This window comes from Streptomyces sp. LMG1-1-1.1 (assembly GCF_040815545.1).
Taxonomy (GTDB): Bacteria; Actinomycetota; Actinomycetes; order Streptomycetales; family Streptomycetaceae; genus Streptomyces.
The window spans coordinates 22,532-43,341 of record NZ_JBFPNH010000024.1; the positions used below are offsets into that span (position 1 = coordinate 22,532).

Genomic DNA, 20,810 nt, shown 5'->3' on the forward strand with positions numbered 1-20,810 from the left:
GACGCAGGACGAGGACACCGATGACCCGCGTGATCGCCGGCACGGCCGGCGGGCGCCGCCTGGCCGTGCCGCCAGGCAACGGCACCCGCCCCACCTCCGACCGGGCGCGCGAGGGCCTCTTCTCCACCTGGGAGGCGTTCCTCGGCACCCTCGACGGCGCCCGGGTCGCCGACCTGTACGCGGGTTCCGGCGCCGTCGGCCTGGAGGCGCTGTCCCGGGGCGCCGCCCACGCCCTCCTCGTCGAGGCGGAGCCCCGTGCCGCCCGGACCGTCCGCGAGAACATCGCGTCGCTCGGCCTGCCCGGCGCCGAACTCCGCACCGGCAAGGCCGAGCAGATCGTGACGGGACCGGCCCCGGCCGCCCCGTACGACCTGGTCTTCCTCGACCCGCCGTACGCCGTCGAGGACGCCGAACTGCGCGAGATTCTCCTCACACTGCGCTCGGGGGGCTGGCTGAGCGAGGATGCCCTCGTCACCGTGGAGCGCAGCACTCGAGGCGGTGAATTCGGCTGGCCGGCCGGTTTCGAACCCATGCGGTCCCGTCGCTACGGCGAGGGAACGTTTTGGTACGGTCGCGCCGCCTCTACGTGCGAAGACGCACGATGACCGGACCGGAGAGCGAGGGACCCACGTTGCGCCGCGCCGTCTGTCCGGGGTCATTCGACCCCATCACCAACGGACATCTCGACATCATCGCCCGCGCGTCCAAGCTGTACGACGTCGTGCACGTCGCGGTGATGATCAACCAGTCGAAGAAGGGCCTCTTCACGGTCGACGAGCGGATCGAGCTGATCCGCGAGGTCACCGCCGACTTCGGCAACGTCGAGGTGGAGTCCTTCCACGGCCTTCTCGTCGACTTCTGCAAGCAGCGCGACATCCCCGCCATCGTCAAGGGCCTGCGCGCGGTCAGCGACTTCGACTACGAGCTGCAGATGGCCCAGATGAACAACGGCCTCACGGGCGTGGAGACGCTGTTCGTCCCCACCAACCCGACCTACAGCTTCCTGTCCTCCTCGCTGGTCAAGGAAGTGGCGGCCTGGGGCGGCGACGTCTCCCATCTGGTCCCCCCGGCGGTCCTCGGCCGGCTGACCGAGCGCCTGACCGGGAAGTGACGCGCGGCCACCACCGCTGACAGACCGTCACCTGGTGTCGGACGGGAGCCGACTGCCCGTAAAGTCGTCCCGTCCGTCTCCATCCAGCTGTAGAGAGTGGCGAGCACCCGGTGGACGTGCAGAAGAAGCTCGACCAGATCGTCGCGACCGTACAGGGCGCCCGCTCCATGCCCATGTCGGCATCCTGCGTGGTCAACCGGGCCGAGCTGCTCGCCCTGCTCGACGAGGTGCGGGAGGCCCTGCCCGGCTCCCTCGCCCAGGCCCAGGAGCTGATCGGCGGCCGTGAGCAGCTGGTCGAGCAGGCCCGCCAGGAGGCGGACCGGATCATCGAGGCCGCCCACGCCGAGCGGGGCTCGATCGTCTCCGACACCCAGGTCGCCCGGCAGTCGCAGGAGGAGGCCGACCGGATCCTCTCCGAGGCCCGCCGCGAGGCCGAGGAGGTCAAGGCCGAGGCCGACGACTACGTCGACTCCAAGCTCGCCAACTTCGAGGTCGTCCTCAACAAGACCATCGGCTCCGTCGACCGGGGCCGCGAGAAGCTCCTCGGCCGCGGTCCGGGACTCGACCAGGACGGCTACGCGGACCCGGACGCCCCGGAGTACAGCGCCGACCCGCAGACCCTGATCCAGCGGGCCGACGAGTACGTGGACGCCAAGCTCGGCGCGTTCGAGGCGGTGCTCAGCAAGACCCTGGAGGCGGTGGGCCGCGGCCGGCAGAAGCTGCACGGCCGGATCGCCACGGACGACCTCGGCGAGCACATGGCCGCGCAGGACGGCCTCGGCGGCCCGGTGCACACCAGCGACGCCGACTACCTGGCCGGACTCGCGGAGCTCGCCGACCCCGAGCCGGCGCAGGTCCGGGCCGCCCAGGCGCAGATCCCCGCCCAGCAGCAGCCCGACCCGTACGGCTACCAGCAGCAGCCCCCGCAGGACCCGTCCTACGGCTACCAGCAGCAGGACCCCTACGCGTACCAGCAGCCCGACCCGTACGCCTACCAGGGCCAGTACGGCTACGACCAGCAGGCCTACCCCCCGCAGGTCCAGCCCCAGCAGCCCGCCGCGCTCGACGAGACCAGCTTCTTCGACACCGGCATGATCGACCTGGAGCAACTCCGCAGGTACGAACAGGGGCACTAGGGGGCGTCTTGCCGATCATGCCGGGCTCGCGGGGCCTGGCACGCGCGCTCGCGGCGTTGTCGTCAGTCCACAACGCTCCGCGTTGCCTCCCTCCTCCGCCTTGCGAGCGCACGCACCAGGCCCCGCTCCCTGATCCGGCCTGATCGGCAAGACGCCCCCTAGGGGCATCCAGCCCCGATTGGGCCCTGAGCGAAGCGTCCAGTATCCTGGCTCTTCGGTCGCGCGTATGCCCGCGATCCTTGCTGCCCAACGTCGGCAGCCTCCTCACCTCGAGAACGATCCGAAAGCAGGAAGAACCCTGAGCACGCGCCTCGACCACCGCAACCCCCTCGTGTTCGACACGCACGAGCTGGGGCGGCGTCCTGGTGCCCTCCAGCGGATCTCGCGTTCGGTCGAGGCCCCCGGGGCCCTCGGCGTCGAAGGAGTGATCGGAGTGCCCGAGGGTGCTCCGGTGGAAATCGATCTCCGTCTTGAGTCGGTCATGGAAGGGGTGCTTGTCACAGGCACCGCCCGTGCATCGGCCGAGGGGGAGTGCGTAAGGTGTCTGGAGCCCGTCGAGCTCGATCTCGACGTGGACTTCCAGGAGATGTTCTCGTACCCCGACTCCGACGACCGGGGCCGCTCCAAGGCGGCCGCGGACGACGAAGCCGAGGACGACGAGGACATGATCCCCCTCGAGGACGGCATGTTCGACCTCGAACCCGTGCTGCGTGATGCGGTGGTGCTCGCACTGCCGATGCAGCCGGTGTGCCGGGAGGACTGTGCGGGTCTGTGCTCCGAATGTGGGGCCAACCTGAACGAGAACCCGGACCACCACCATGACGCCGTCGACGCTCGTTGGGCGGCACTGCAGGGACTCGCCGGTTCGCTGGGAACCGATGAGAAGGACAACATGAGCGGCAAAGCCTCTGACGGGGACGTCCGAAGCGCCGCCGAGAAGCAGGAGAAGTAGCCGTGGCTGTTCCGAAGCGGAAGATGTCGCGCAGCAACACGCGCCACCGCCGGTCGCAGTGGAAGGCTGCGGTCCCCACCCTGGTTTCGTGTGAGCGTTGCCAGGAGCCGAAGCTGCAGCACATCGCGTGCCCGAGCTGCGGCACCTACAACAAGCGCCAGGTCCTCTCGGTCTGAGTGGCTGGTGAGAGGCACGATGTCTGAGAACATCAGCGCAGCCTCGTCCCACACGCTTCTGGAAGGGCGGCTCGGCTATCGGCTCGAGTCCGCCCTTCTGGTGCGTGCGCTGACGCACCGCTCGTACGCGTACGAGAACGGCGGTCTGCCCACCAACGAGCGTCTCGAGTTCCTCGGGGACTCGGTGCTCGGCCTGGTGGTCACGGACACGCTGTACCGCACCCACCCCGACCTGCCCGAAGGCCAGCTGGCCAAACTGCGGGCCGCGGTGGTCAACTCTCGTGCGCTGGCGGAGGTCAGTCGCGGCCTCGAACTCGGCTCCTTCATCCGGCTCGGCCGGGGCGAAGAGGGCACGGGTGGCCGGGACAAGGCATCCATCCTCGCCGACACCCTCGAAGCGGTGATCGGCGCGGTCTATCTCGACCAGGGCCTCGAAGCGGCGTCCGAGCTGGTGCACCGGCTCTTCGACCCGCTGATCGAGAAGTCCTCGAACCTCGGTGCCGGCCTGGACTGGAAGACCAGTCTCCAGGAGCTCACCGCGGCCGAGGGCCTGGGCGTGCCGGAGTACCTCGTCACCGAAGAGGGCCCCGACCACGAGAAGGTCTTCACGGCTGCCGCCCGCGTCGGTGGTGTCTCGTACGGCACCGGCACCGGCCGCAGCAAGAAGGAAGCGGAGCAACAGGCCGCCGAGTCCGCGTGGCGCGAGATTCGCGCGGCCGCGGACGAACGCGCGGCGGCGGCGAAGGCCGCTGCCGAGGCGGGCACGGGAGAGGTCGCCGACCCCTCTCCGACCGAGCACCCGGCGTCGGCCTGACGGCCGCACCCACCGCTTCCCGAGAACCCCGCCCCAGGGCGGGGTTCTCGTCTTTCCGCCGTGCGTGCGCCGCCGGTAGGGTTGAGGCGCTGTCGAAGACGTCCGGAGGAGTCCCCCGTGCCCGAGCTGCCCGAGGTCGAGGTCGTACGGCGCGGTCTGGAGCGCTGGGTCGCCGGACGGACCGTGACCGAGGTCGAGGTACTGCACCCGAGGGCCGTACGGCGCCATCCGGCCGGCGGCGAGGACTTCGCGGCCCGGCTCAAGGGGCAGCGGTTCGAGGTCGCGCGCCGACGCGGCAAGTACCTCTGGCTCCCGCTCGCCGACACCGGCACCTCCGTGCTCGGGCACCTCGGCATGAGCGGCCAGCTCCTCGTCCAGCCGGAGGACGCCCCGGACGAGAAGCACCTCCGCATCCGGCTCCGCTTCGACGACTCCGCCGGCACCGAGCTCCGCTTCGTCGACCAGCGCACCTTCGGCGGGCTCTCGCTCCACGACCAGACCCCGGACGGGCTGCCCGACGTCATCGGGCACATCGCCCGCGACCCGCTGGACCCCGAGTTCGACGACGCCGCCTTCCAGACCGCGCTGCGACTGCGCCGTACGACGATCAAGCGGGCACTCCTCGACCAGTCGCTGATCAGCGGCGTCGGCAACATCTACGCGGACGAGGCGCTCTGGCGGTCCCGGCTCCACTACGACCGGCCCACGGCGACCCTGACCCGGCCGCGCTCGGCCGAACTCCTCGGGCACGTCCGGGACGTGATGAACGCGGCGCTCGCGGTCGGCGGCACCAGCTTCGACAGTCTGTACGTGAACGTCAACGGCGAGTCCGGCTACTTCGACCGCTCGCTCGACGCCTACGGGCGAGAGGACGAGCCCTGCCGCCGCTGCGGCACCCCCATGCGCCGCCGCGCCTGGATGAACCGCTCCAGCTACTTCTGCCCCCGCTGCCAGCGCCCGCCGCGCGCGACGGCATAACGACCCGGAGAAGCCCCGGGCGTCGGGCGTACCGCGGTCTGCGTCATCAGCGTGGTCAGCAGCCCGGGCGTCGGGCGTACCGAGGTCAGCGCGGTCACCACGGTGAGGCGTACCCAGGTCAGCGCAAGTCCGCGCAGGTCAGCGCGGTCACTGCGCTACGCCCGTGGTCAGGCGCCCGGCCGTCAGGCGGTGACGGTGGTCGCGCGCTTCGTGTCGTAGGTGTCCCGTGCCGCCTGGACCTGGGGCATGCGGCCTTCCACCAGCTGGATCAGGCCCATGAGCCGTTCCGCGATCTCGCGGCCGAGCGGGGTGAGCCGGTAGTCGACCCGGGGCGGGTTCGTGGGCTGCGCCTCGCGGTGGACGAGGCCGTCGCGCTCCAGGGCGTGCAGGGTCTGCGACAGCATCTTCTCGCTCACGCCGTCGACCCGCCGTCGCAGCTCGTTGAAGCGGAACGTCCCGTCGTACAGGGCGGCCAGGGTCAGGCTGCCCCAGCGGCCCGTCACGTGTTCCAGCGTGCCGCGGGAGGGGCACGCGCGCGCGAACACGTCGTAGGCGAGGTCGTCAGTCATGCCCCTACCGTACTCCCGCGCAGCGCTTACTGCCATGAGGGCGCTAACCTCCCGCTTGCGCTTTCCAAAAGTTAGTGCTCTACTTCTGGTCGTTGCCCTGCCGACCGTTTCGAGGAGCCCGTTGTGACCACCCCCGTCGTCTCCATCGCCTACCACTCCGGCTACGGCCACACCGCCGTCCTGGCCGAGGCCGTCCGTGCCGGTGCCGCCGACACGGGCGCCACCGTCCACCTGATCAACGTCGACGGGATCACCGAGGCCGAGTGGGAGCTCCTCGACGCCTCCGACGCGATCGTCTTCGGTTCCCCGACCTACATGGGCACCGCCTCCGGCGCCTTTCACAAGTTCGCCGAGGACACCTCGAAGCGCTGGTTCACCGACGCCTGGCTGGACAAGCTCGCCGCCGGCTTCACCAACTCCGGTTCCAAGAGCGGCGACAAGCTGCACACCCTGCAGTTCTTCCAGACCCTGGCCGGCCAGCACGGCATGACCTGGGTCAACCTCGGCCTCAAGCCCGGCTGGAACAGCAGCGAGGCCTCCGAGAACGACCTCAACCGCCTCGGCTTCTTCGCCGGCGCCGGCGCCCAGACCCACACCGACCTCGGCCCCGAAGGCGTCCACAAGGCCGACGTCGCCACCGCCGAACACCTCGGCCGCCGCGTCGCCCTCACCGCCCGCACCTTCGCCACCGGCAAGTCCGCCGCCTGACCCCCTCGCCTCCCGCACACAAAGGGCCCCGCCACCACGAAGGTGACGGGGCCCTTTCGTTCACGTCCCGCGGGGGCGTCCGGCTCAGTAGCCGAAGAAGCGACGCGGTGCCGTCCTGGCCTGGGTCTTCCTCGGTGGCCAACGCTGTGACCTGCGATCCAGTCGCTAACGGTTGTCGGTATTGGTCGCCTTCGGCTGCCCCCGGACGGCCCCGTCACGGCCCCGGGTATCGTTCAGATCCTTCGCAGAGCTGGGCTTCCAGCGCTCCGACACCAAGGAAGTCACATGGCGCTGGGCCGCAAAGGAGCACGGCGCATCGTCGTCGGCGGCACGGCCTATCGCTGGCGGCTGCGACGCAGACCGACCTACAGCCAAGGCCTCGGCTGGTCCCCCTGCACGTACGCCGTGGAACATGCGGATCATCCTGGGACCACCCTCGTTGTCACCACGAACAAAGTGCACCCTGGCAACTGGCTCGAAGCTCCGGGCGGCTCCGTACTGCCCTCCGATGTTGCCGAGGCCATCGAATCCGCCCTACGGCAGGGCTGGGACCCCACACGGAGTGGCTCGCCCTACCAGCTCGACCAGTCCGCCGGATTTTCTCCTTTGCTTTGAGGCGTTGGGAGTCACCGCTTTACGAGTTCGATCCGGGCCCGCAGCGGCGGCTTTCGTCAATTGGTGTGCGACGGCCGGGCAGAGGTGCCGGTGTACGCACCGTCCAGCGGCGTTGATGTCAGCCCCCGCTTGCGGCCTTTGCAAGGAGGCGACGCTGTTGAGCGATTGGGGCTGTCCCTGGGCGGAGGATGGTGCTCATGTGCGCTCTTTTCGACCCCCCTGCGCCTCGCCGCGTCTCGCCGGGCGAGTGCCCAGTGTGGGACCAGGCTCTCGCCCTTCTGAACCGGGACCTGGCGGTGACGCTTCCCCAGCTGGAACCCTTGCAGTTGCTGGCCCTTCCGTCTTACGACGCGGATGAGCCGGAGAACGTCTACGTCGCCATGGCCAACGGCGAGTGGCACGGCAACCCCTTGGACCCGAACTCACAGGACAGCCTTGCCTCTGCACTGGCGAGCCTCGCCGATGCCGCGCAGGAGACCGTCATGGAGCTTCTGTGGCAGGCGTGGCCCCTGTGCCCCGAGCATGGCCTCGGCATGCATCCAAGGGAGGACACAGAAGAGCGACTGTCCTGGTGGTGCGCGGGAGAACGGTTGCGTCGCGGCCCGGCTCATATCCACGCGGCCGTGGGTGCACTCGACACTTTGGGAGCGTCGATCCGTACACGGTCTTGAAAACCGTCGTGGCGCGAGTCACCGTGGGTTCGAATCCCACACCCACCGCACGGTGAAGCGGCCTCGGACCAGTAACTTTGGTCAGGGGCCGCTCTCGTACCCCTTCTCTCCGCGTGTCCGGTGTTTCCCCGTAGCTTCCCGCTCGTTCGGGCACGCAAGGGGCACGCGATCAAAGTCCCGTGCGTTCACCTGCGACTGCTGCAACGCACCCAAGGAACGGGCCTGGGACTTCATCTACGCGGGATCGACGTCATCTTCGGCACCGGCCATGAGGCAGTAGGCCGCGAAAGCAGTGTGGGCCGTCCCAGGTGCCGATCACGGCCCCGGGGCGGCCCACATGCATGTGCAGGGCTCTGGCCTGCGGGAATGTCAGTAGCCGAAGTCCTGGGTCCACCAGGGGCCGCCGTCGGCGAAGTGGACGCCGACGCCGAGGGTGGTGAAGTCGCAGTTGAGGATGTTGGCGCGGTGGCCGTCGCTGTTCATCCAGGAGGTCATGACGGCGGCGGCGTCGACCTGGCCGCGGGCGATGTTCTCGCCGCCCATGCCGGAGATGCCGGCCTGCTGGGCGCGGGCCCAGGGGGTGTCGCCGTCGGGGTCGGTGTGGTCGAAGAAGCCGCGGGTGGCCATGTCGGCGCTGAAAGCGCCGGCGAGGGAGGCGAGGCGGGCGTCGGAGTGGACTGGGGTGCAGCCGACCTTGGCGCGCTCGGTGTTGACGAGGCGGAGGACCTCGGCCTCGGCGGCCTGGCCGCGGTCGGCGGTGGAGGTGACCGCGGCCTTCCCGGTGGGTGCCGCCGTGGTGGGGGCCGGCTTCGGCGCGGGAGCCTTCGTCGTGGGCGCCTTCGGTGCGGGTGCCTTCGGTGCGGGTGCCTTCGGCGCGGGGGCCTTCGTCGTGGGCGCGGCCGGGGCCTTGGGTGCCGTCGGCTTCACGGCGGCCTTCGTCGTCTTCGACGGGGTCGGGGTGTGCTTCGGGGTGGCCTTGGGGCTCGGCTTCGCGGACGGGGTCGCCGAGGGGGAGGCCCCGCCGCCGGTGGTGCCCTTGCCCGTGCCGCCCGACGCGAGGGCGGGGGTCTCGGTGGCGCCGCCCTGGGTGGTGAGCTCCGGAGCCTGGCGGGACTGCTGGGTCCGCTGCTCGCTGCTGCCGGCGCTGCCGATCGTGAAGGTGTCCCCGCCCGGCAGCAGGCCGGAGGTGACGACGACGGCGCCGACGGCGACCGCCGCGGAGGCGCCGAGCAGTCCGGTGCGCACGGGCCGCCTGGGGCGGGGACCCGGGTGCCGGCGGTCCGAACCGGCCGCGTAGTCTTCTGCGGCGGGTGCGGCGCCGGAGCGACGGTGGCGTCCCATCTGCTCTGCCTTCCTGCTGGTCCTTGCGTGGTCTTTGCTGATCTTTGCTGTCGGTGCCGTTCCGGATCGACAGTCGAACGGCTCGCGCCCGAATGGGTGAGGCGTGTTCGTCGGGACTGTACGCCATGGGACCTGGGGGGCGATGTGCTCAACAGGGAAATCGCCCGTTAGCGTGCAGTCATGAGTGACGACGTACGGATGACCGCCTGGGTACGCGGACGGGTGCAGGGAGTGGGCTTTCGCTGGTTCACCAGGGCAAATGCGCTGGAGATCGGCGGCCTGGTGGGCTTCGCCCTGAACCTCGACGACGGCCGGGTGCAGGTGGTGGCCGAAGGTCCGCGTGAGAATTGCCACCGTCTGCTCGCATGGCTGCACTCCGCCGACACACCCGGGCGTGTGGACGGTGTCACTGAGATCTGGGACACCCCGCGCGGCGGTTACGAGAGCTTCGCCATCCGCTGAGCGTGACGCTCGGGGCGCCCCCTCCGGTGACCGAGAGGGGCGCCTGACGGACGCGCCGTAACGGTCGCGTGAGGGGAAAAGCCCCTGGTGGTTGCCAATATGCGCCCGTCGTGCAAGGCTGCCGCTTAAGGATGATCGCGACGCCCTGAGGCACCGAGTTGCGAGGACCCACCGCGTATCGAGCGGTGGTGGCCCCCCTCGGTCGGCCCTTCAATCGGGGCGTGATCGTGTTGACCGTCAAACTTTTTGGTGAGACGCTGGAATCCCCGCGCACCTTAGCTGTTTGGCAGTGGAACCGGCACGACAAGCAGTACTGCCGAGCACCGCGGGTGCGAATCCCTCACGACCCACACCGCTACGGTCGGTCACTCATTGTGGAGGACCATCCATCATGGCAAAGGCGCTTCTCGGTTACGTCGGCGGCTCCGACCCGCGACTCCTCGCCGAGATGCGACGGCTTCAGCAGCGCGTCCAGGACCTCGAATCCGAGCTGGTACGGATTCAGTCCGAGAACGACTCGCTCGCCGCTGCCGCCGCTCAGCACCAGGGAGAGTCGCTGCTGAACAGCATCGACCTCGACGTACCCCAGGCGGAGCCTGCGCTCACCTGACAACCCAGCCCCGAGGGGCCAGGTGGGAAACACTCCTTGCAAGGGGCGCTTCGGCGTCCCTTCTCTCTTTCACCCGCCGTTTCCCCCGTGTCCCACCCCTCCTCACCCGATGATCTGCCCTGCACCTTCGCGGGTGAAACGCAGGTGCCCCGGTAGAGTCCCCGGGGTGCACCTCAAGGCCCTGACCCTCCGCGGATTCAAGTCGTTCGCATCGGCCACCACCCTGCGGTTCGAACCAGGGATCACCTGCGTCGTGGGGCCCAACGGATCGGGCAAGTCCAACGTCGTGGACGCCCTGTCCTGGGTCATGGGCGAGCAGGGCGCCAAGTCGCTGCGCGGCGGCAAGATGGAGGACGTCATCTTCGCCGGCACGACCGGGCGCCCGCCGCTCGGCCGCGCCGAGGTCTCGCTGACCATCGACAACTCCGACGGCGCCCTGCCCATCGACTACGCCGAGGTCACCCTTACCCGGATCATGTTCCGGGGCGGCAGCAGCGAGTACCAGATCAACGGCGACACCTGCCGGCTGCTCGACTTCCAGGACCTGCTCTCCGACTCCGGCATCGGACGCGAGATGCACGTCATCGTCGGGCAGGGCCAGCTCGACTCCGTGCTGCACGCCGATCCGATGGGCCGCCGTGCCTTCATCGAGGAGGCCGCGGGCGTCCTCAAGCACCGCAAGCGCAAGGAGAAGGCGCTGCGGAAACTGGACGCGATGCAGGCCAATCTCGCGCGCGTGCAGGACCTCACCGACGAACTGCGCCGCCAGCTCAAGCCCCTCGGCCGGCAGGCCGCCGTCGCCCGCCGCGCCGTCGTTATCCAGGCCGACCTGCGCGACGCGCGCCTCCGACTCCTCGCCGACGACCTCGTCCACCTCCAGCGGGCCCTCACGGCCGAGGTCGCCGACGAGGCGGCGCTGCTCGCCCGCAAGGAGGCCACCGAGGCCGACCTGCGTGCCGCGCTCGCCCGGGAGGCGGACCTCGAAGCGGAGGCCCGCGCCCTCGTTCCCCGCCTGGAGCGCGCCCAGCAGAGCTGGGTCGCCCTGTCCCAGCTGGCCGAGCGCGTCCGCGGCACCGTCTCGCTGGCCGACGCGCGGGTGAAGAGCGCCACCGCCGCCCCCGCCGAGGAGCGGCGCGGCCGCGACCCGGAGGACCTGGAACGCGAGGCGGCCCGGGTCCGCGAACAGGAGGCGGAGCTCGAAGCCGCCCTGGAGGCGGCCGAGCGCGCCCTGGAGGACACCGTCGCCCACCGTGCCGAACTGGAACGGGCGCTGTCGGCGGAGGAGCGGCGCCTCAAGGACCTGGCCCGCGCCATCGCCGACCGGCGCGAGGGCCTCGTCCGGCTCCACGGCCAGGTCAACGCGGCCCGCTCGCGCGCCGCCTCGGCCCAGGCCGAGATCGACCGGCTCGCCGCCGCCCGTGACGAGGCGGGGGAGCGGGCCGCCGCCGCCCAGGAGGAGTACGAGCAGCTCAAGGCGGAGGTCGACGGCCTCGACGCGGAGGACACCGAGCACGCCGAGCGGTACGAGACGGCCCGCCGCGAGCTGGCCGAGGCGGAGGCCGCCCTGAGCGCCGCCCGCGAAGCCGCCGGCACCGCCGAGCGCCGCCGCGCCGCGACCCGGGCCCGGCACGACACCCTCGCCCTCGGCCTGCGCCGCAAGGACGGCACGGGCGCGCTCCTCGCCGCAGGCCTCACCGGACTCCTCGGCCCGGCCGCCGAACTCCTCACCGTCACCCCGGGATACGAGATCCCCGTCGCCGCCGCCCTCGGCGCGGCCGCCGACGCGGTCGCGGCCACCGGACCCTCCGCCGCCGCCGACGCGCTCCGCCTGCTGCGCAAGCAGGACGCGGGCCGCGCCTCGCTCCTCCTGACCGGCGCTCCCGAGCCGGCCCCCGGCGCCGATGCCGACGGCCACCGGCACGCCGCGGACCTGGTGCGCGGCCCTGCCGAACTCATGGGCGCCGTCCGCAGGTTGCTGGCGGGCGTCGTCGTCGTCGAGGATCTCGACGAGGCCGCGGAACTGGTCAGGGCCAGGCCCGCGCTGACCGCCGTCACCGCCGAAGGGGACCTGCTCGGAGCCCACTTCGCCCAAGGCGGCTCCGCCGGGGCGCCCAGCCTGCTCGAAGTCCAGGCGTCGGTGGCCGAGGCCGCCGCGGAACTCGACGAACTGGCCGTGGCGTGCGCGGAGTTGGCCACCGGGCAGCGGGAGGCCGACGAGCGGCGCCGTACCGCGGGGGCGCTCGTCGAGGAGCTCGACACCCGCCGCCGCGCCGCCGAGCGCGAGAAGTCCGCCGTCGCCCAGCAGCTCGGCCGGCTCGCCGGGCAGGCCAGGGGAGCGGCGGGGGAGGCCGAGCGGACCGCGGCGGCCGCCGCCCGCGCCCAGGAGGCCCTGGAGAAGGCCACCGCCGACGCCGAGGAGCTGGCCGAACGCCTGCTCGTCGCCCAGGAGGCCACCGCCTTCGGCGACGGGGAGGACGAGCCCGACACCTCCGTCCGCGACCGGCTCGCCATCGACGGCTCCAACGCGCGCCAGACCGAGATGGAGGCGCGGCTCCAGGTCCGTACCCACGAGGAGCGGGTGAAGGGGCTCGCCGGGCGGGCCGACTCACTCGACCGGGCCGCCCGAGCCGAACGGGACGCGCGCGTGCGTGCCGAGCAGCGCCGGGCCAGGCTGCGCCACGAGGAGCGGGTGGCGGGCGCGGTCGCCGCGGGTGCCCGCGCGCTCCTCGCCCATGTGGAGGTCTCGCTGGTCCGCGCCGAGCGGGAGCGGGTGGCGGCCCAGGCCGCCAGGGCCGACCGGGAGGAGGGGCTGACGACCGCCCGTACCCGTGCCAGGGACCTCAAGGCCGAGCTCGACAAGCTGACCGACTCCGTCCACCGGGGCGAGGTGCTCGGCGCCGAGAAGCGGCTGCGGATCGAGCAGCTGGAGGCGAAGGCCCTGGAGGAGTTCGGCGTCGAGTCGGCCGATCTGGTCGCCGAGTACGGCCCCGACCAGCCCGTCCCCCCGTCGCCGGCGGAGGACGGAACCGACCGGAGCGGAGCCGGCCAGGCCGGAGCCGACCGGGCCGCCACCGAGCGGTCCGGAGCCGACCGGGCCGCCACCGACCCGGAGGACTCCGACGGGGAGGACACCGGACGCGGCGACGTGGCACGTGCCGCCGCGGGCGACCCCGCCGTCGCCTCGCGCCCGTTCGTCCGTTCGGAGCAGGAGAAGCGGCTCAAGGCCGCCGAACGGGCGTATCACCAGCTCGGCAAGGTGAATCCGCTGGCTCTGGAGGAGTTCGCGGCGCTCGAGGAGCGGCACCGGTTCCTCTCGGAGCAGCTGGAGGACCTGAAGAAGACCCGGACCGACCTGCTTCAGGTCGTGAAGGAGGTCGACGTGCGCGTCGAGCAGGTCTTCACGGAGGCGTACCGGGACACGGCCCGGGAGTTCGAGGGCGTCTTCTCGCGCCTCTTCCCGGGCGGCGAGGGCCGGCTGGTCCTCACGGACCCGGACGACATGCTCACCACCGGCGTGGACGTGGAGGCCCGGCCGCCGGGCAAGAAGGTCAAGCGCCTGTCGCTGCTCTCGGGCGGCGAGCGGTCGCTCACGGCCGTGGCACTGCTCGTCTCCATCTTCAAGGCGAGGCCCAGCCCGTTCTACGTGATGGACGAGGTCGAGGCGGCGCTCGACGACACCAACCTCCAGCGGCTGATCCGGATCATGCAGGAGCTCCAGGAGTCCTCGCAGCTGATCGTGATCACCCACCAGAAGCGCACGATGGAGGTCGCGGACGCGCTGTACGGCGTGTCCATGCAGGGCGACGGCGTCTCGAAGGTGATCAGTCAGCGGCTCCGCTGAGGACTACCCATTCAAGTCTTGAACGGACTGGCCCCCATCACGCGCATAAAGTCACACGACATCGACTATTGACTTCGAAACTTGAAGGCATAGTCTCTGCAACGTTGCTTTTACCTTCACGTGGTGGGCGGCGTGAAGTTGTGCGCCACTGGAAGGGCTTCCCCCCACCGAGGAGTCCATGTGACCAACACCGCGCAGGCGCCCACGCCGCCGCCTTCCGAAGGCCGAGCCGCCCACCCGGACCACCTCGGCCACGTCATCTTCATCACGGCCTCCGCCGCGATGGGCGGATTCCTCTTCGGCTACGACAGCTCCGTCATCAACGGCGCCGTCGAGGCGATCCGCGACCGGTACGACATCGGCTCCGGCACCCTCGCCCAGGTCATCGCCATCGCCCTGATCGGCTGCGCCATCGGCGCCGCGACCGCCGGCCGGATCGCCGACCGGATCGGCCGCATCCGCTGCATGCAGATCTCCGCGGTGCTCTTCGCGGTCAGCGCCGTCGGCTCCGCGCTCCCCTTCGCCCTCTGGGACCTGGCCTTCTGGCGGATCATCGGCGGCTTCGCCATCGGCATGGCCTCCGTCATCGGCCCCGCCTACATCGCCGAGGTCGCCCCCGCCGCCTACCGCGGCCGCCTCGGCTCCTTCCAGCAGGCCGCGATCGTCATCGGCATCGCGATCTCCCAGCTCGTCAACTACGGCATCCTCCAGCTCGCCGACGGCGACCAGCGCGGCGAGATCGGCGGCATCGAGGCCTGGCAGTGGATGCTCGGCGTGATGGTCGTCCCCGCGCTCCTCTACGGCATGCTGTCCTTCGCGATCCCGGAGTCCCCCCGCTTCCTCATCTCCGTCGGGAAGACCGACCGCGCCAAGGAGGTCCTGGCCGAGGTCGAGGGCCAGGGCGTCGACCTCGACCACCGCGTCGCCGAGATCGACCGGGCCATGCGCAGCGAGCACAAGTCCACCTTCAGGGACCTGCTCGTCGCGGGGAGCAAGTACAAGCTGCTGCCCATCGTCTGGGTCGGCATCGGCCTCTCGGTCTTCCAGCAGCTCGTCGGCATCAACGTCGCGTTCTACTACTCCTCGACGCTCTGGCAGTCGGTCGGCATCGACCCGTCGAGCTCGTTCTTCTACTCGTTCACCACGTCGATCATCAACATCATCGGCACCGTGATCGCGATGGTCCTGGTCGACCGGGTCGGCCGCAAGCCGCTCGCCCTCGTCGGCTCCGTCGGCATGGCCATCGCCCTGGCCGTCGAGGCCTGGGCCTTCTCCGCGGACCTCGTCGACGGCAAGCTGCCCGAGACGCAGGGCGTCGTGGCCCTCGTCGCCGCCCACGTCTTCGTGCTCTTCTTCGCCCTCTCGTGGGGCGTCGTCGTCTGGGTCTTCCTCGGCGAGATGTTCCCCAACCGGATCCGCGCCGCCGCCCTGGGCGTCGCCGCCTCCGCCCAGTGGATCGCCAACTGGGCCATCACCGCGAGCTTCCCGTCCCTCGCGGACTGGAACCTCTCCGGCACCTACGTCATCTACACGGTCTTCGCCGTACTCTCGATCCCCTTCGTACTCAGGTACGTCAAGGAGACCAAGGGCAAGGCGTTGGAGGAGATGGGCTGAACCCCGCTGCCCCGCTCCTCACCCACGGGACTGCCCCGGCCCGAGGCCCGTGCCTCGCGCCGGGGCAGTACACCGTTCAGGCCGCGAGCGGCGGCACCAAACGTCGTTGCGGTACACCGTTCAGGCCGTGAGCCGGGTCCCTACGTCGTTGCGCTACACCCTTCAGGCCGCGAGCCGCGGCACCACCTCGTCGCAGAACAGCCGCAGGCTCCGCCACCCCTCCTCGACCGGCATCCCGCCGCACAGCGGATGCAGCACCACGCTCTCCAGGCCGAGCGCCAGGCACTCCTCCGGCGTCACGACCCGGTACACCCCCTCCGCCCGCAGCTCCGGCACCGTCGTCGCGGTCGACCGCACCGCCGAGGTGATGTCCTTCGACTGCCAGGAGGCGTACGTCCGGGCCTCGTGCAGGAAGTGCTCCCCGTACTCCGCCCAGGTCCGGTCCGGGTCCTCCGACAGGTGCAGCAGCGGGGTCTCCTGGGCCGGCATCATCGTCCAGCCCTCGGTGCCGTACTCCGCGCACCGCTCCCGGTAGTACGCGTCGAGCTCCGGCAGGTGCGCGCTGGGGAAGAACGGCAGCCCCAGCCGGGCCGCCCGCCGGGCCGCCGCCCGCGACGACCCCCCGACGAGGAGCATCGGATGGGGCTGGGTGAGGGGGCGCGGGGTGACCCGTACGGTACGGCCCCGGTACGTGAACGGCTCGCCGGTCCAGGCGGTGAGCAGGGTCTCCAGGAGCTCGTCCTGGAGCCGGCCGCGCCTGCCCCAGTCGACCCCCCGCTCCTCGTACTCCTCCGGCCGGTAGCCGATCCCCGCCACCGTGACCAGCCGGCCCCCGCTGAGCAGGTCCAGGACCGCGATGTCCTCGGCGAGCCGCAGCGGGTCGTGCAGCGGCCCGATGATCGCCGACACGGTGACGGCGATCCGCCGCGTCGCGCCGAAGACCGCGCCCGCGAAGGTGAAGGGCGAGGGCAGCCAGTTGTTCGCCACGCCGTGGTGCTCCTCGGTCTGGACGGTGTCGACGCCGTGCGCGTCGGCGTGGGCGGCCATCTCGACGGCGGCCCGGTAGCGGGCGGCGAGGGAGTCGGGGGTCGCGTGCGGATCGACGAGGTTGAACCGTACGACTGTGAAGGGCATGGGAAGTCCCCCTCCGCGTGGGATACCGGCGAAGGGGGACGTTAGCTGACGTGGCGTCAGATGAAAACGGTCTCGCGGACTCCGATGGGACCCGGGGGAGCGGCGGCCGCCACCATCGGAGTACTCCGCACAGGTGCGGGGGACCCACGCAGCGTAGTGCTCCGTCTCCGGTCGCTTCTTGGCCGATACTGGTCAGGTTATGGAACTCATCCTTGCTGTAGTCATCGCTCTGGTCGTCGCGGTCGCCGTGACGAGCGGGCTCGTGATCAGCGGTCGCAAGAAGAAGCAGCTGCCGCCGGCCGAGCCGCCGTCCACCACGCCGACCATCACCGCTCCGCCCGCCGAACCGCACGTCGGCGAGGAGGCGGAGACGCCGCGGGAGGAACCACGCCGCACGGTCGAGGAGGTCCAGCTCCCCACCGAAACGGCCCCCGAGGCCCCGGTCGCCGAGGAGCCCGAGGCCCCCGCCGCCCCCGAGATCGAGGTCCCGGAGCCCACCGCGGGCCGACTCGTACGGCTCAGGGCCCGCCTCGCCCGCTCCCAGAACTCGCTCGGCAAGGGGCTGCTCACGCTGCTGTCCCGCGAGCACCTCGACGAGGACACCTGGGAGGAGATCGAGGAGACCCTCCTCACCGCCGACGTCGGCGTCGCCCCCACCCAGGAGCTCGTCGACCGGCTGCGCGAGCGGGTCAAGGTGCTCGGCACCCGCACCCCCGACCAGCTGCGCGACCTGCTCCGCGAGGAGCTCGTCGCCCTCCTCGGCCCCGACCTCGACCGCACGGTCAGGACCGAGAGCCCCGCGGACGTCCCGGGCATCGTCATGGTCGTCGGCGTCAACGGCACCGGCAAGACCACCACCACCGGCAAGCTGGCCCGCGTCCTCGTCGCCGACGGCAAGTCCGTCGTCCTCGGCGCCGCCGACACCTTCCGCGCCGCCGCCGCCGATCAGCTCCAGACCTGGGGCGAGCGCGTCGGCGCCCGGACCGTGCGCGGACCGGAGGGCGGCGACCCCGCCTCGATCGCCTTCGACGCCGTCAAGGAGGGCATCGCCGAGGGCGCCGACGTCGTCCTCATCGACACCGCGGGACGGCTGCACACCAAGACCGGCCTCATGGACGAGCTCGGCAAGGTCAAGCGGGTCGTCGAGAAGCACGGCCCGCTCGACGAGATCCTCCTCGTCCTCGACGCCACCACCGGCCAGAACGGCCTGATCCAGGCCCGCGTCTTCGCCGAGGTCGTCGACATCACCGGCATCGTGCTGACCAAGCTCGACGGCACCGCCAAGGGTGGCATCGTCGTCGCCGTCCAGCGCGAGCTGGGCGTCCCGGTCAAGCTGATCGGCCTGGGCGAGGGCCCCGACGACCTGGCCCCCTTCGAGCCGGGTGCCTTCGTCGACGCCCTGATCGGCGACTGACACCCCGCACGGCACACGGAAGGGCCCCCGCCATCGGATGGCGGGGGCCCTTCCGCGTACCAGGGGGCAGGGGTCAGAAGCGCGTCCGGTGGCAGATGTACGCCAACGTGCCGAGCAGCAGCCGCGCCTGCGGCGGCGCGCCCGCTGTGTCCAGGGTCGGCGGACGCAGCCAGCGCACCGGCCCGAGCCCGCCCAGGTCCGACGGGGGAGCGGTGATGTGGCTGCCGGGACCCAGGCAGTGCAGGTCCAGATCGGCGTCGTCCCAGCCCATCCGGTACAGCAGCTGGGGCAGCTCGGCCGCCGCGCCGGGCGCCACGAAGAACCGCGCCCGCCCGGTCGGGGTCGCGCACACCGGGCCCAGCGGCAGCCCCATGCGCTCCAGGCGCACCAGCGCCCGCCGGCCCGCGGCCTCCGCGACCTCGATCACGTCGAAGGCCTTGCCCACCGGGAGCAGCAGCGCCGCGCCCGGGTACTCCGACCATGCCTTGGTGGCGTCGTCGAGGCCGGCGCCGGCCGGGACCGCTTCCGCGAAGGAGAGGGGATGCGCGCCCGGGGCCTTGCACGCCCGGTCCCCGCAGGAGCACTGGCCGGAGACCGCCCGTGCTCCGGGGGCTACGTCCCAGCCCCACAGTCCCGTGTACTCCGCCACCGCTGTGCACTCCGTGGTGCGAACGCGGCGGCGTGCGCCGGACCGCATCTCACGAATGCCGCCGATCGTGAAACCCATGCCCCCTCCAACGGGTCGAGCGCGCCGGTGGTTACGACCCGGAGCACCGTCGTCACCCTTCGTCACTCTCCGTCGCCCCAGCTTGGCGCGCGGTCGTGCTCGGGGTGGTGCGGACCGCCGCGCGCGCCTCTCCGCGCATCCGTCCGCCGACTCCGGTTCGTCGCCTGTCAAGTGAATCGCGTTCCACGCGCGGCGAGTTCATTCGAAGGGGTGGCGAATGGTGGCGTTTCTTGAATCGCCCTCGTAGAGGGGTGATCGTAGGATTACTTTCGGTACTCGAACCCCGGGGTCGCTGGCACGCGCGGGTATGCCGGAGGCAACCCGGTTTCCAGTTCGAAGGAGCGCGAACGCCGGACGGGTGCCGCGAGACGCGGCATTCTGGTAAGGGTTCGCAGGACAGGCAATCAGGTGGATGGGGGCGTTCCAGTGGGCGGCAACGGCGCAGACGGTACGACTGCCGGCAAGCGCCCGAACGAGCAGCTGGGCTCGTGGTTCGTGCGCAGCGGCTGGTCCAAGGGCGAACTCGCGCGGCAAGTGAACCGCAGGGCGCGCCAGATGGGCGCGCACCACATCTCCACGGACACCTCGCGGGTGCGCCGCTGGCTCGACGGCGAGCAGCCGCGCGAACCCATCCCGCGCATCCTCTCCGAGCTGTTCTCCGAGCGCTTCGGCTCCGTCGTCGCCATCGAGGACCTCGGCCTGCGCGCCGCCCACCAGTCGCCGTCCGTCTCCGGCGTCGACCTGCCCTGGGCCGGCCCGCAGACCGTCGCCCTGCTCAGCGAGTTCTCCCGCAGCGACCTCATGCTCGCCCGCCGCGGCTTCCTCGGCTCGTCCCTGTCGCTCGCCGCGGGACCCTCCCTCATCGAACCGATGCAGCGCTGGCTCGTGCCCACCCCGGTCGGCGACGTCGAGCGGCCCGACGCGCTCGCCGACGCCCGCCGCCCCAACCGGCTCTCCGAGGTCGAACTCGACCTCCTGGAGTCCACCACCGCCATGTTCCGCAAGTGGGACGCCCAGTGCGGCGGCGGACTGCGCCGCAAGGCCGTCGTCGGACAGCTCCACGAGGTCACCGACCTGCTCCAGGAGCCGCAGCCCGCCGCCACCGCCAAGCGCCTCTTCACCTGCGCCGCCGAACTCGCCGAACTCGCCGGCTGGATGAGCTACGACGTGGGCCTCCAGCCCACCGCCCAGAAGTACTTCGTACTCGCCCTGCACGCCGCCAAGGAAGCCGGCGACAAGCCCCTCGGCTCGTACATCCTCTCGTCCATGAGCCGCCAGATGATCCACCTCGGACGGCCCGACGACGCGCTCGAACTCATCCATCTCGCCCAGTACGGCAGTCGGGAGTGCGCCACCCCCCGGACCCAGGCCATGCTGTATGCGATGGAGGCCCGCGCCTACGCCAACATGGGCCAGCCGTCCAAGTGCAAGCGGGCCGTCCGGATGGCCGAGGACACCTTCGCCGACGTCGGCCTCGACGGCGAGCCCGAGCCCGACTGGATCGGCTTCTTCTCCGAGGCCGAACTCAACGGCGAGAACTCCCACTCCTACCGGGACCTCGCCTACGTCGCCGGACGCTCCCCGACCTACGCCTCGCTGGCCGAGCCCGTCATGGAGCGGGCCGTCGAGCTCTTCGAGAAGGACCCCGACCACCAGCGGTCGTACGCGCTCAACCTCATCGGCATGGCCACCGTCCACCTCCTCAAGCGCGAGCCCGAGCAGTCCGTCGTCCTCGCCGAGAAGGCCCTCGGGGTCGCCCGGAGCATCCGCTCCGAGCGGGTCAACACCCGGCTCCGCAAGACCGTCGACCACGCCGCCCGCAACTACAGCGACGTCGCCGAGGTCGTCCAGCTCACCGACCGGCTCACCCTGCTCCTGCCCGAGGCCGCCGAAGCGGTCTGATCCCGGCCCCGCGGGCCCGCACGATCCCCGGCCGC

At 71.2% G+C, this 20,810-nt stretch carries 19 protein-coding genes and 1 tRNA gene; 16 read left to right on the forward strand and 4 right to left on the reverse strand.

Translation table 11 applies throughout. From position 1 onward, the window contains the following. The first annotated feature begins 20 nt into the window (after positions 1-20). From rsmD to mutM, 7 genes are all read left to right on the forward strand, one after another. Positions 21-605, forward strand: coding sequence for a 16S rRNA (guanine(966)-N(2))-methyltransferase RsmD (rsmD, locus tag MRBLMG1_RS14105; protein ID WP_367824194.1), 585 nt, complete (start codon positions 21-23; stop codon positions 603-605). Positions 606-631: 26 nt separating this feature from the next. Next, positions 632-1,111, forward strand: coding sequence for a pantetheine-phosphate adenylyltransferase (gene coaD, locus MRBLMG1_RS14110; RefSeq protein WP_367824343.1), 480 nt, complete (start codon positions 632-634; stop codon positions 1,109-1,111). A 110-nt stretch (positions 1,112-1,221) separates the two neighbouring features. After that, the gene (locus tag MRBLMG1_RS14115; RefSeq protein WP_367824196.1) at positions 1,222-2,247 is read left to right on the forward strand and encodes an ATP synthase F0 subunit B; all 1,026 of its coding nucleotides are present in this window, start codon (positions 1,222-1,224) and stop codon (positions 2,245-2,247) included. A 226-nt stretch (positions 2,248-2,473) separates the two neighbouring features. Continuing rightward, the gene (locus MRBLMG1_RS14120) at positions 2,474-3,199 is read left to right on the forward strand and encodes a YceD family protein (protein ID WP_367824198.1); all 726 of its coding nucleotides are present in this window, start codon (positions 2,474-2,476) and stop codon (positions 3,197-3,199) included. Between the two features lie 2 nt (positions 3,200-3,201). After that, positions 3,202-3,375, forward strand: coding sequence for a 50S ribosomal protein L32 (rpmF, locus tag MRBLMG1_RS14125; protein WP_015036448.1), 174 nt, complete (start codon positions 3,202-3,204; stop codon positions 3,373-3,375). Between the two features lie 19 nt (positions 3,376-3,394). Further along, positions 3,395-4,189: a ribonuclease III gene (gene rnc, locus MRBLMG1_RS14130; RefSeq protein WP_367824200.1), complete on the forward strand. Its 795-nt coding sequence runs from the start codon at positions 3,395-3,397 to the stop codon at positions 4,187-4,189. Between the two features lie 117 nt (positions 4,190-4,306). Then, positions 4,307-5,167: a bifunctional DNA-formamidopyrimidine glycosylase/DNA-(apurinic or apyrimidinic site) lyase gene (mutM, locus tag MRBLMG1_RS14135; protein WP_367824202.1), complete on the forward strand. Its 861-nt coding sequence runs from the start codon at positions 4,307-4,309 to the stop codon at positions 5,165-5,167. A 182-nt stretch (positions 5,168-5,349) separates the two neighbouring features. On the opposite strand, the gene MRBLMG1_RS14140 is transcribed toward mutM, so the two are convergent. Beyond that, complete coding sequence (locus MRBLMG1_RS14140; protein WP_367824204.1) at positions 5,350-5,736, reverse strand: winged helix-turn-helix transcriptional regulator; 387 nt, start codon at positions 5,734-5,736, stop codon at positions 5,350-5,352. Positions 5,737-5,859: 123 nt separating this feature from the next. On the opposite strand from MRBLMG1_RS14140, the gene MRBLMG1_RS14145 reads away from it, so the two are divergent. The 3 genes from MRBLMG1_RS14145 (at position 5,860) to MRBLMG1_RS14155 (ending at position 7,778) form a co-directional block, all read left to right on the forward strand. Beyond that, positions 5,860-6,444: a flavodoxin family protein gene (locus MRBLMG1_RS14145; protein ID WP_367824206.1), complete on the forward strand. Its 585-nt coding sequence runs from the start codon at positions 5,860-5,862 to the stop codon at positions 6,442-6,444. 285 nt (positions 6,445-6,729) lie between these two features. Further along, complete coding sequence (locus MRBLMG1_RS14150) at positions 6,730-7,059, forward strand: hypothetical protein (RefSeq protein ID WP_367824208.1); 330 nt, start codon at positions 6,730-6,732, stop codon at positions 7,057-7,059. Between the two features lie 623 nt (positions 7,060-7,682). Next, a tRNA-OTHER gene (locus MRBLMG1_RS14155) sits at positions 7,683-7,778 on the forward strand. A 321-nt stretch (positions 7,779-8,099) separates the two neighbouring features. Here the strand turns inward: MRBLMG1_RS14155 and MRBLMG1_RS14160 are convergent. Next, positions 8,100-9,071 carry a CAP domain-containing protein gene (locus tag MRBLMG1_RS14160; protein ID WP_367824209.1) on the reverse strand — a complete coding sequence of 324 codons (972 nt, stop codon included), beginning with the start codon at positions 9,069-9,071 and terminating at the stop codon, positions 8,100-8,102. 180 nt (positions 9,072-9,251) lie between these two features. Here MRBLMG1_RS14160 and MRBLMG1_RS14165 point away from each other — a divergent pair, with 180 nt between their 5' ends. The 4 genes from MRBLMG1_RS14165 (at position 9,252) to MRBLMG1_RS14180 (ending at position 15,598) form a co-directional block, all read left to right on the forward strand. Next, positions 9,252-9,533 (forward strand): acylphosphatase, encoded by a 282-nt coding sequence (locus MRBLMG1_RS14165; protein ID WP_367824211.1) that lies wholly within the window; start codon positions 9,252-9,254, stop codon positions 9,531-9,533. Positions 9,534-9,924: 391 nt separating this feature from the next. Then, positions 9,925-10,143 carry a hypothetical protein gene (locus MRBLMG1_RS14170; protein ID WP_015036455.1) on the forward strand — a complete coding sequence of 73 codons (219 nt, stop codon included), beginning with the start codon at positions 9,925-9,927 and terminating at the stop codon, positions 10,141-10,143. Positions 10,144-10,309: 166 nt separating this feature from the next. Beyond that, positions 10,310-13,984, forward strand: a complete 3,675-nt coding sequence (gene smc, locus MRBLMG1_RS14175) for a chromosome segregation protein SMC (protein ID WP_367824213.1) — start codon at positions 10,310-10,312, stop codon at positions 13,982-13,984. Between the two features lie 180 nt (positions 13,985-14,164). Beyond that, the gene (locus tag MRBLMG1_RS14180; protein WP_367824215.1) at positions 14,165-15,598 is read left to right on the forward strand and encodes a sugar porter family MFS transporter; all 1,434 of its coding nucleotides are present in this window, start codon (positions 14,165-14,167) and stop codon (positions 15,596-15,598) included. A 162-nt stretch (positions 15,599-15,760) separates the two neighbouring features. Here MRBLMG1_RS14180 and MRBLMG1_RS14185 read toward each other — a convergent pair whose 3' ends face one another. Beyond that, positions 15,761-16,732 carry an LLM class flavin-dependent oxidoreductase gene (locus MRBLMG1_RS14185; RefSeq protein WP_367824217.1) on the reverse strand — a complete coding sequence of 324 codons (972 nt, stop codon included), beginning with the start codon at positions 16,730-16,732 and terminating at the stop codon, positions 15,761-15,763. Between the two features lie 199 nt (positions 16,733-16,931). Between MRBLMG1_RS14185 and ftsY the strand changes: the two genes are divergently transcribed. Continuing rightward, a complete protein-coding gene (gene ftsY, locus MRBLMG1_RS14190) occupies positions 16,932-18,146 on the forward strand; it encodes a signal recognition particle-docking protein FtsY (RefSeq protein ID WP_367824218.1) in 1,215 nt (404 codons plus the stop codon). 73 nt (positions 18,147-18,219) lie between these two features. On the opposite strand, the gene MRBLMG1_RS14195 is transcribed toward ftsY, so the two are convergent. Continuing rightward, positions 18,220-18,873, reverse strand: coding sequence for a bifunctional DNA primase/polymerase (locus MRBLMG1_RS14195; protein ID WP_367824219.1), 654 nt, complete (start codon positions 18,871-18,873; stop codon positions 18,220-18,222). Between the two features lie 426 nt (positions 18,874-19,299). Between MRBLMG1_RS14195 and MRBLMG1_RS14200 the strand changes: the two genes are divergently transcribed. Next, positions 19,300-20,775: a hypothetical protein gene (locus tag MRBLMG1_RS14200; RefSeq protein WP_367824220.1), complete on the forward strand. Its 1,476-nt coding sequence runs from the start codon at positions 19,300-19,302 to the stop codon at positions 20,773-20,775. The last annotated feature ends 35 nt before the right edge of the window (positions 20,776-20,810 follow it).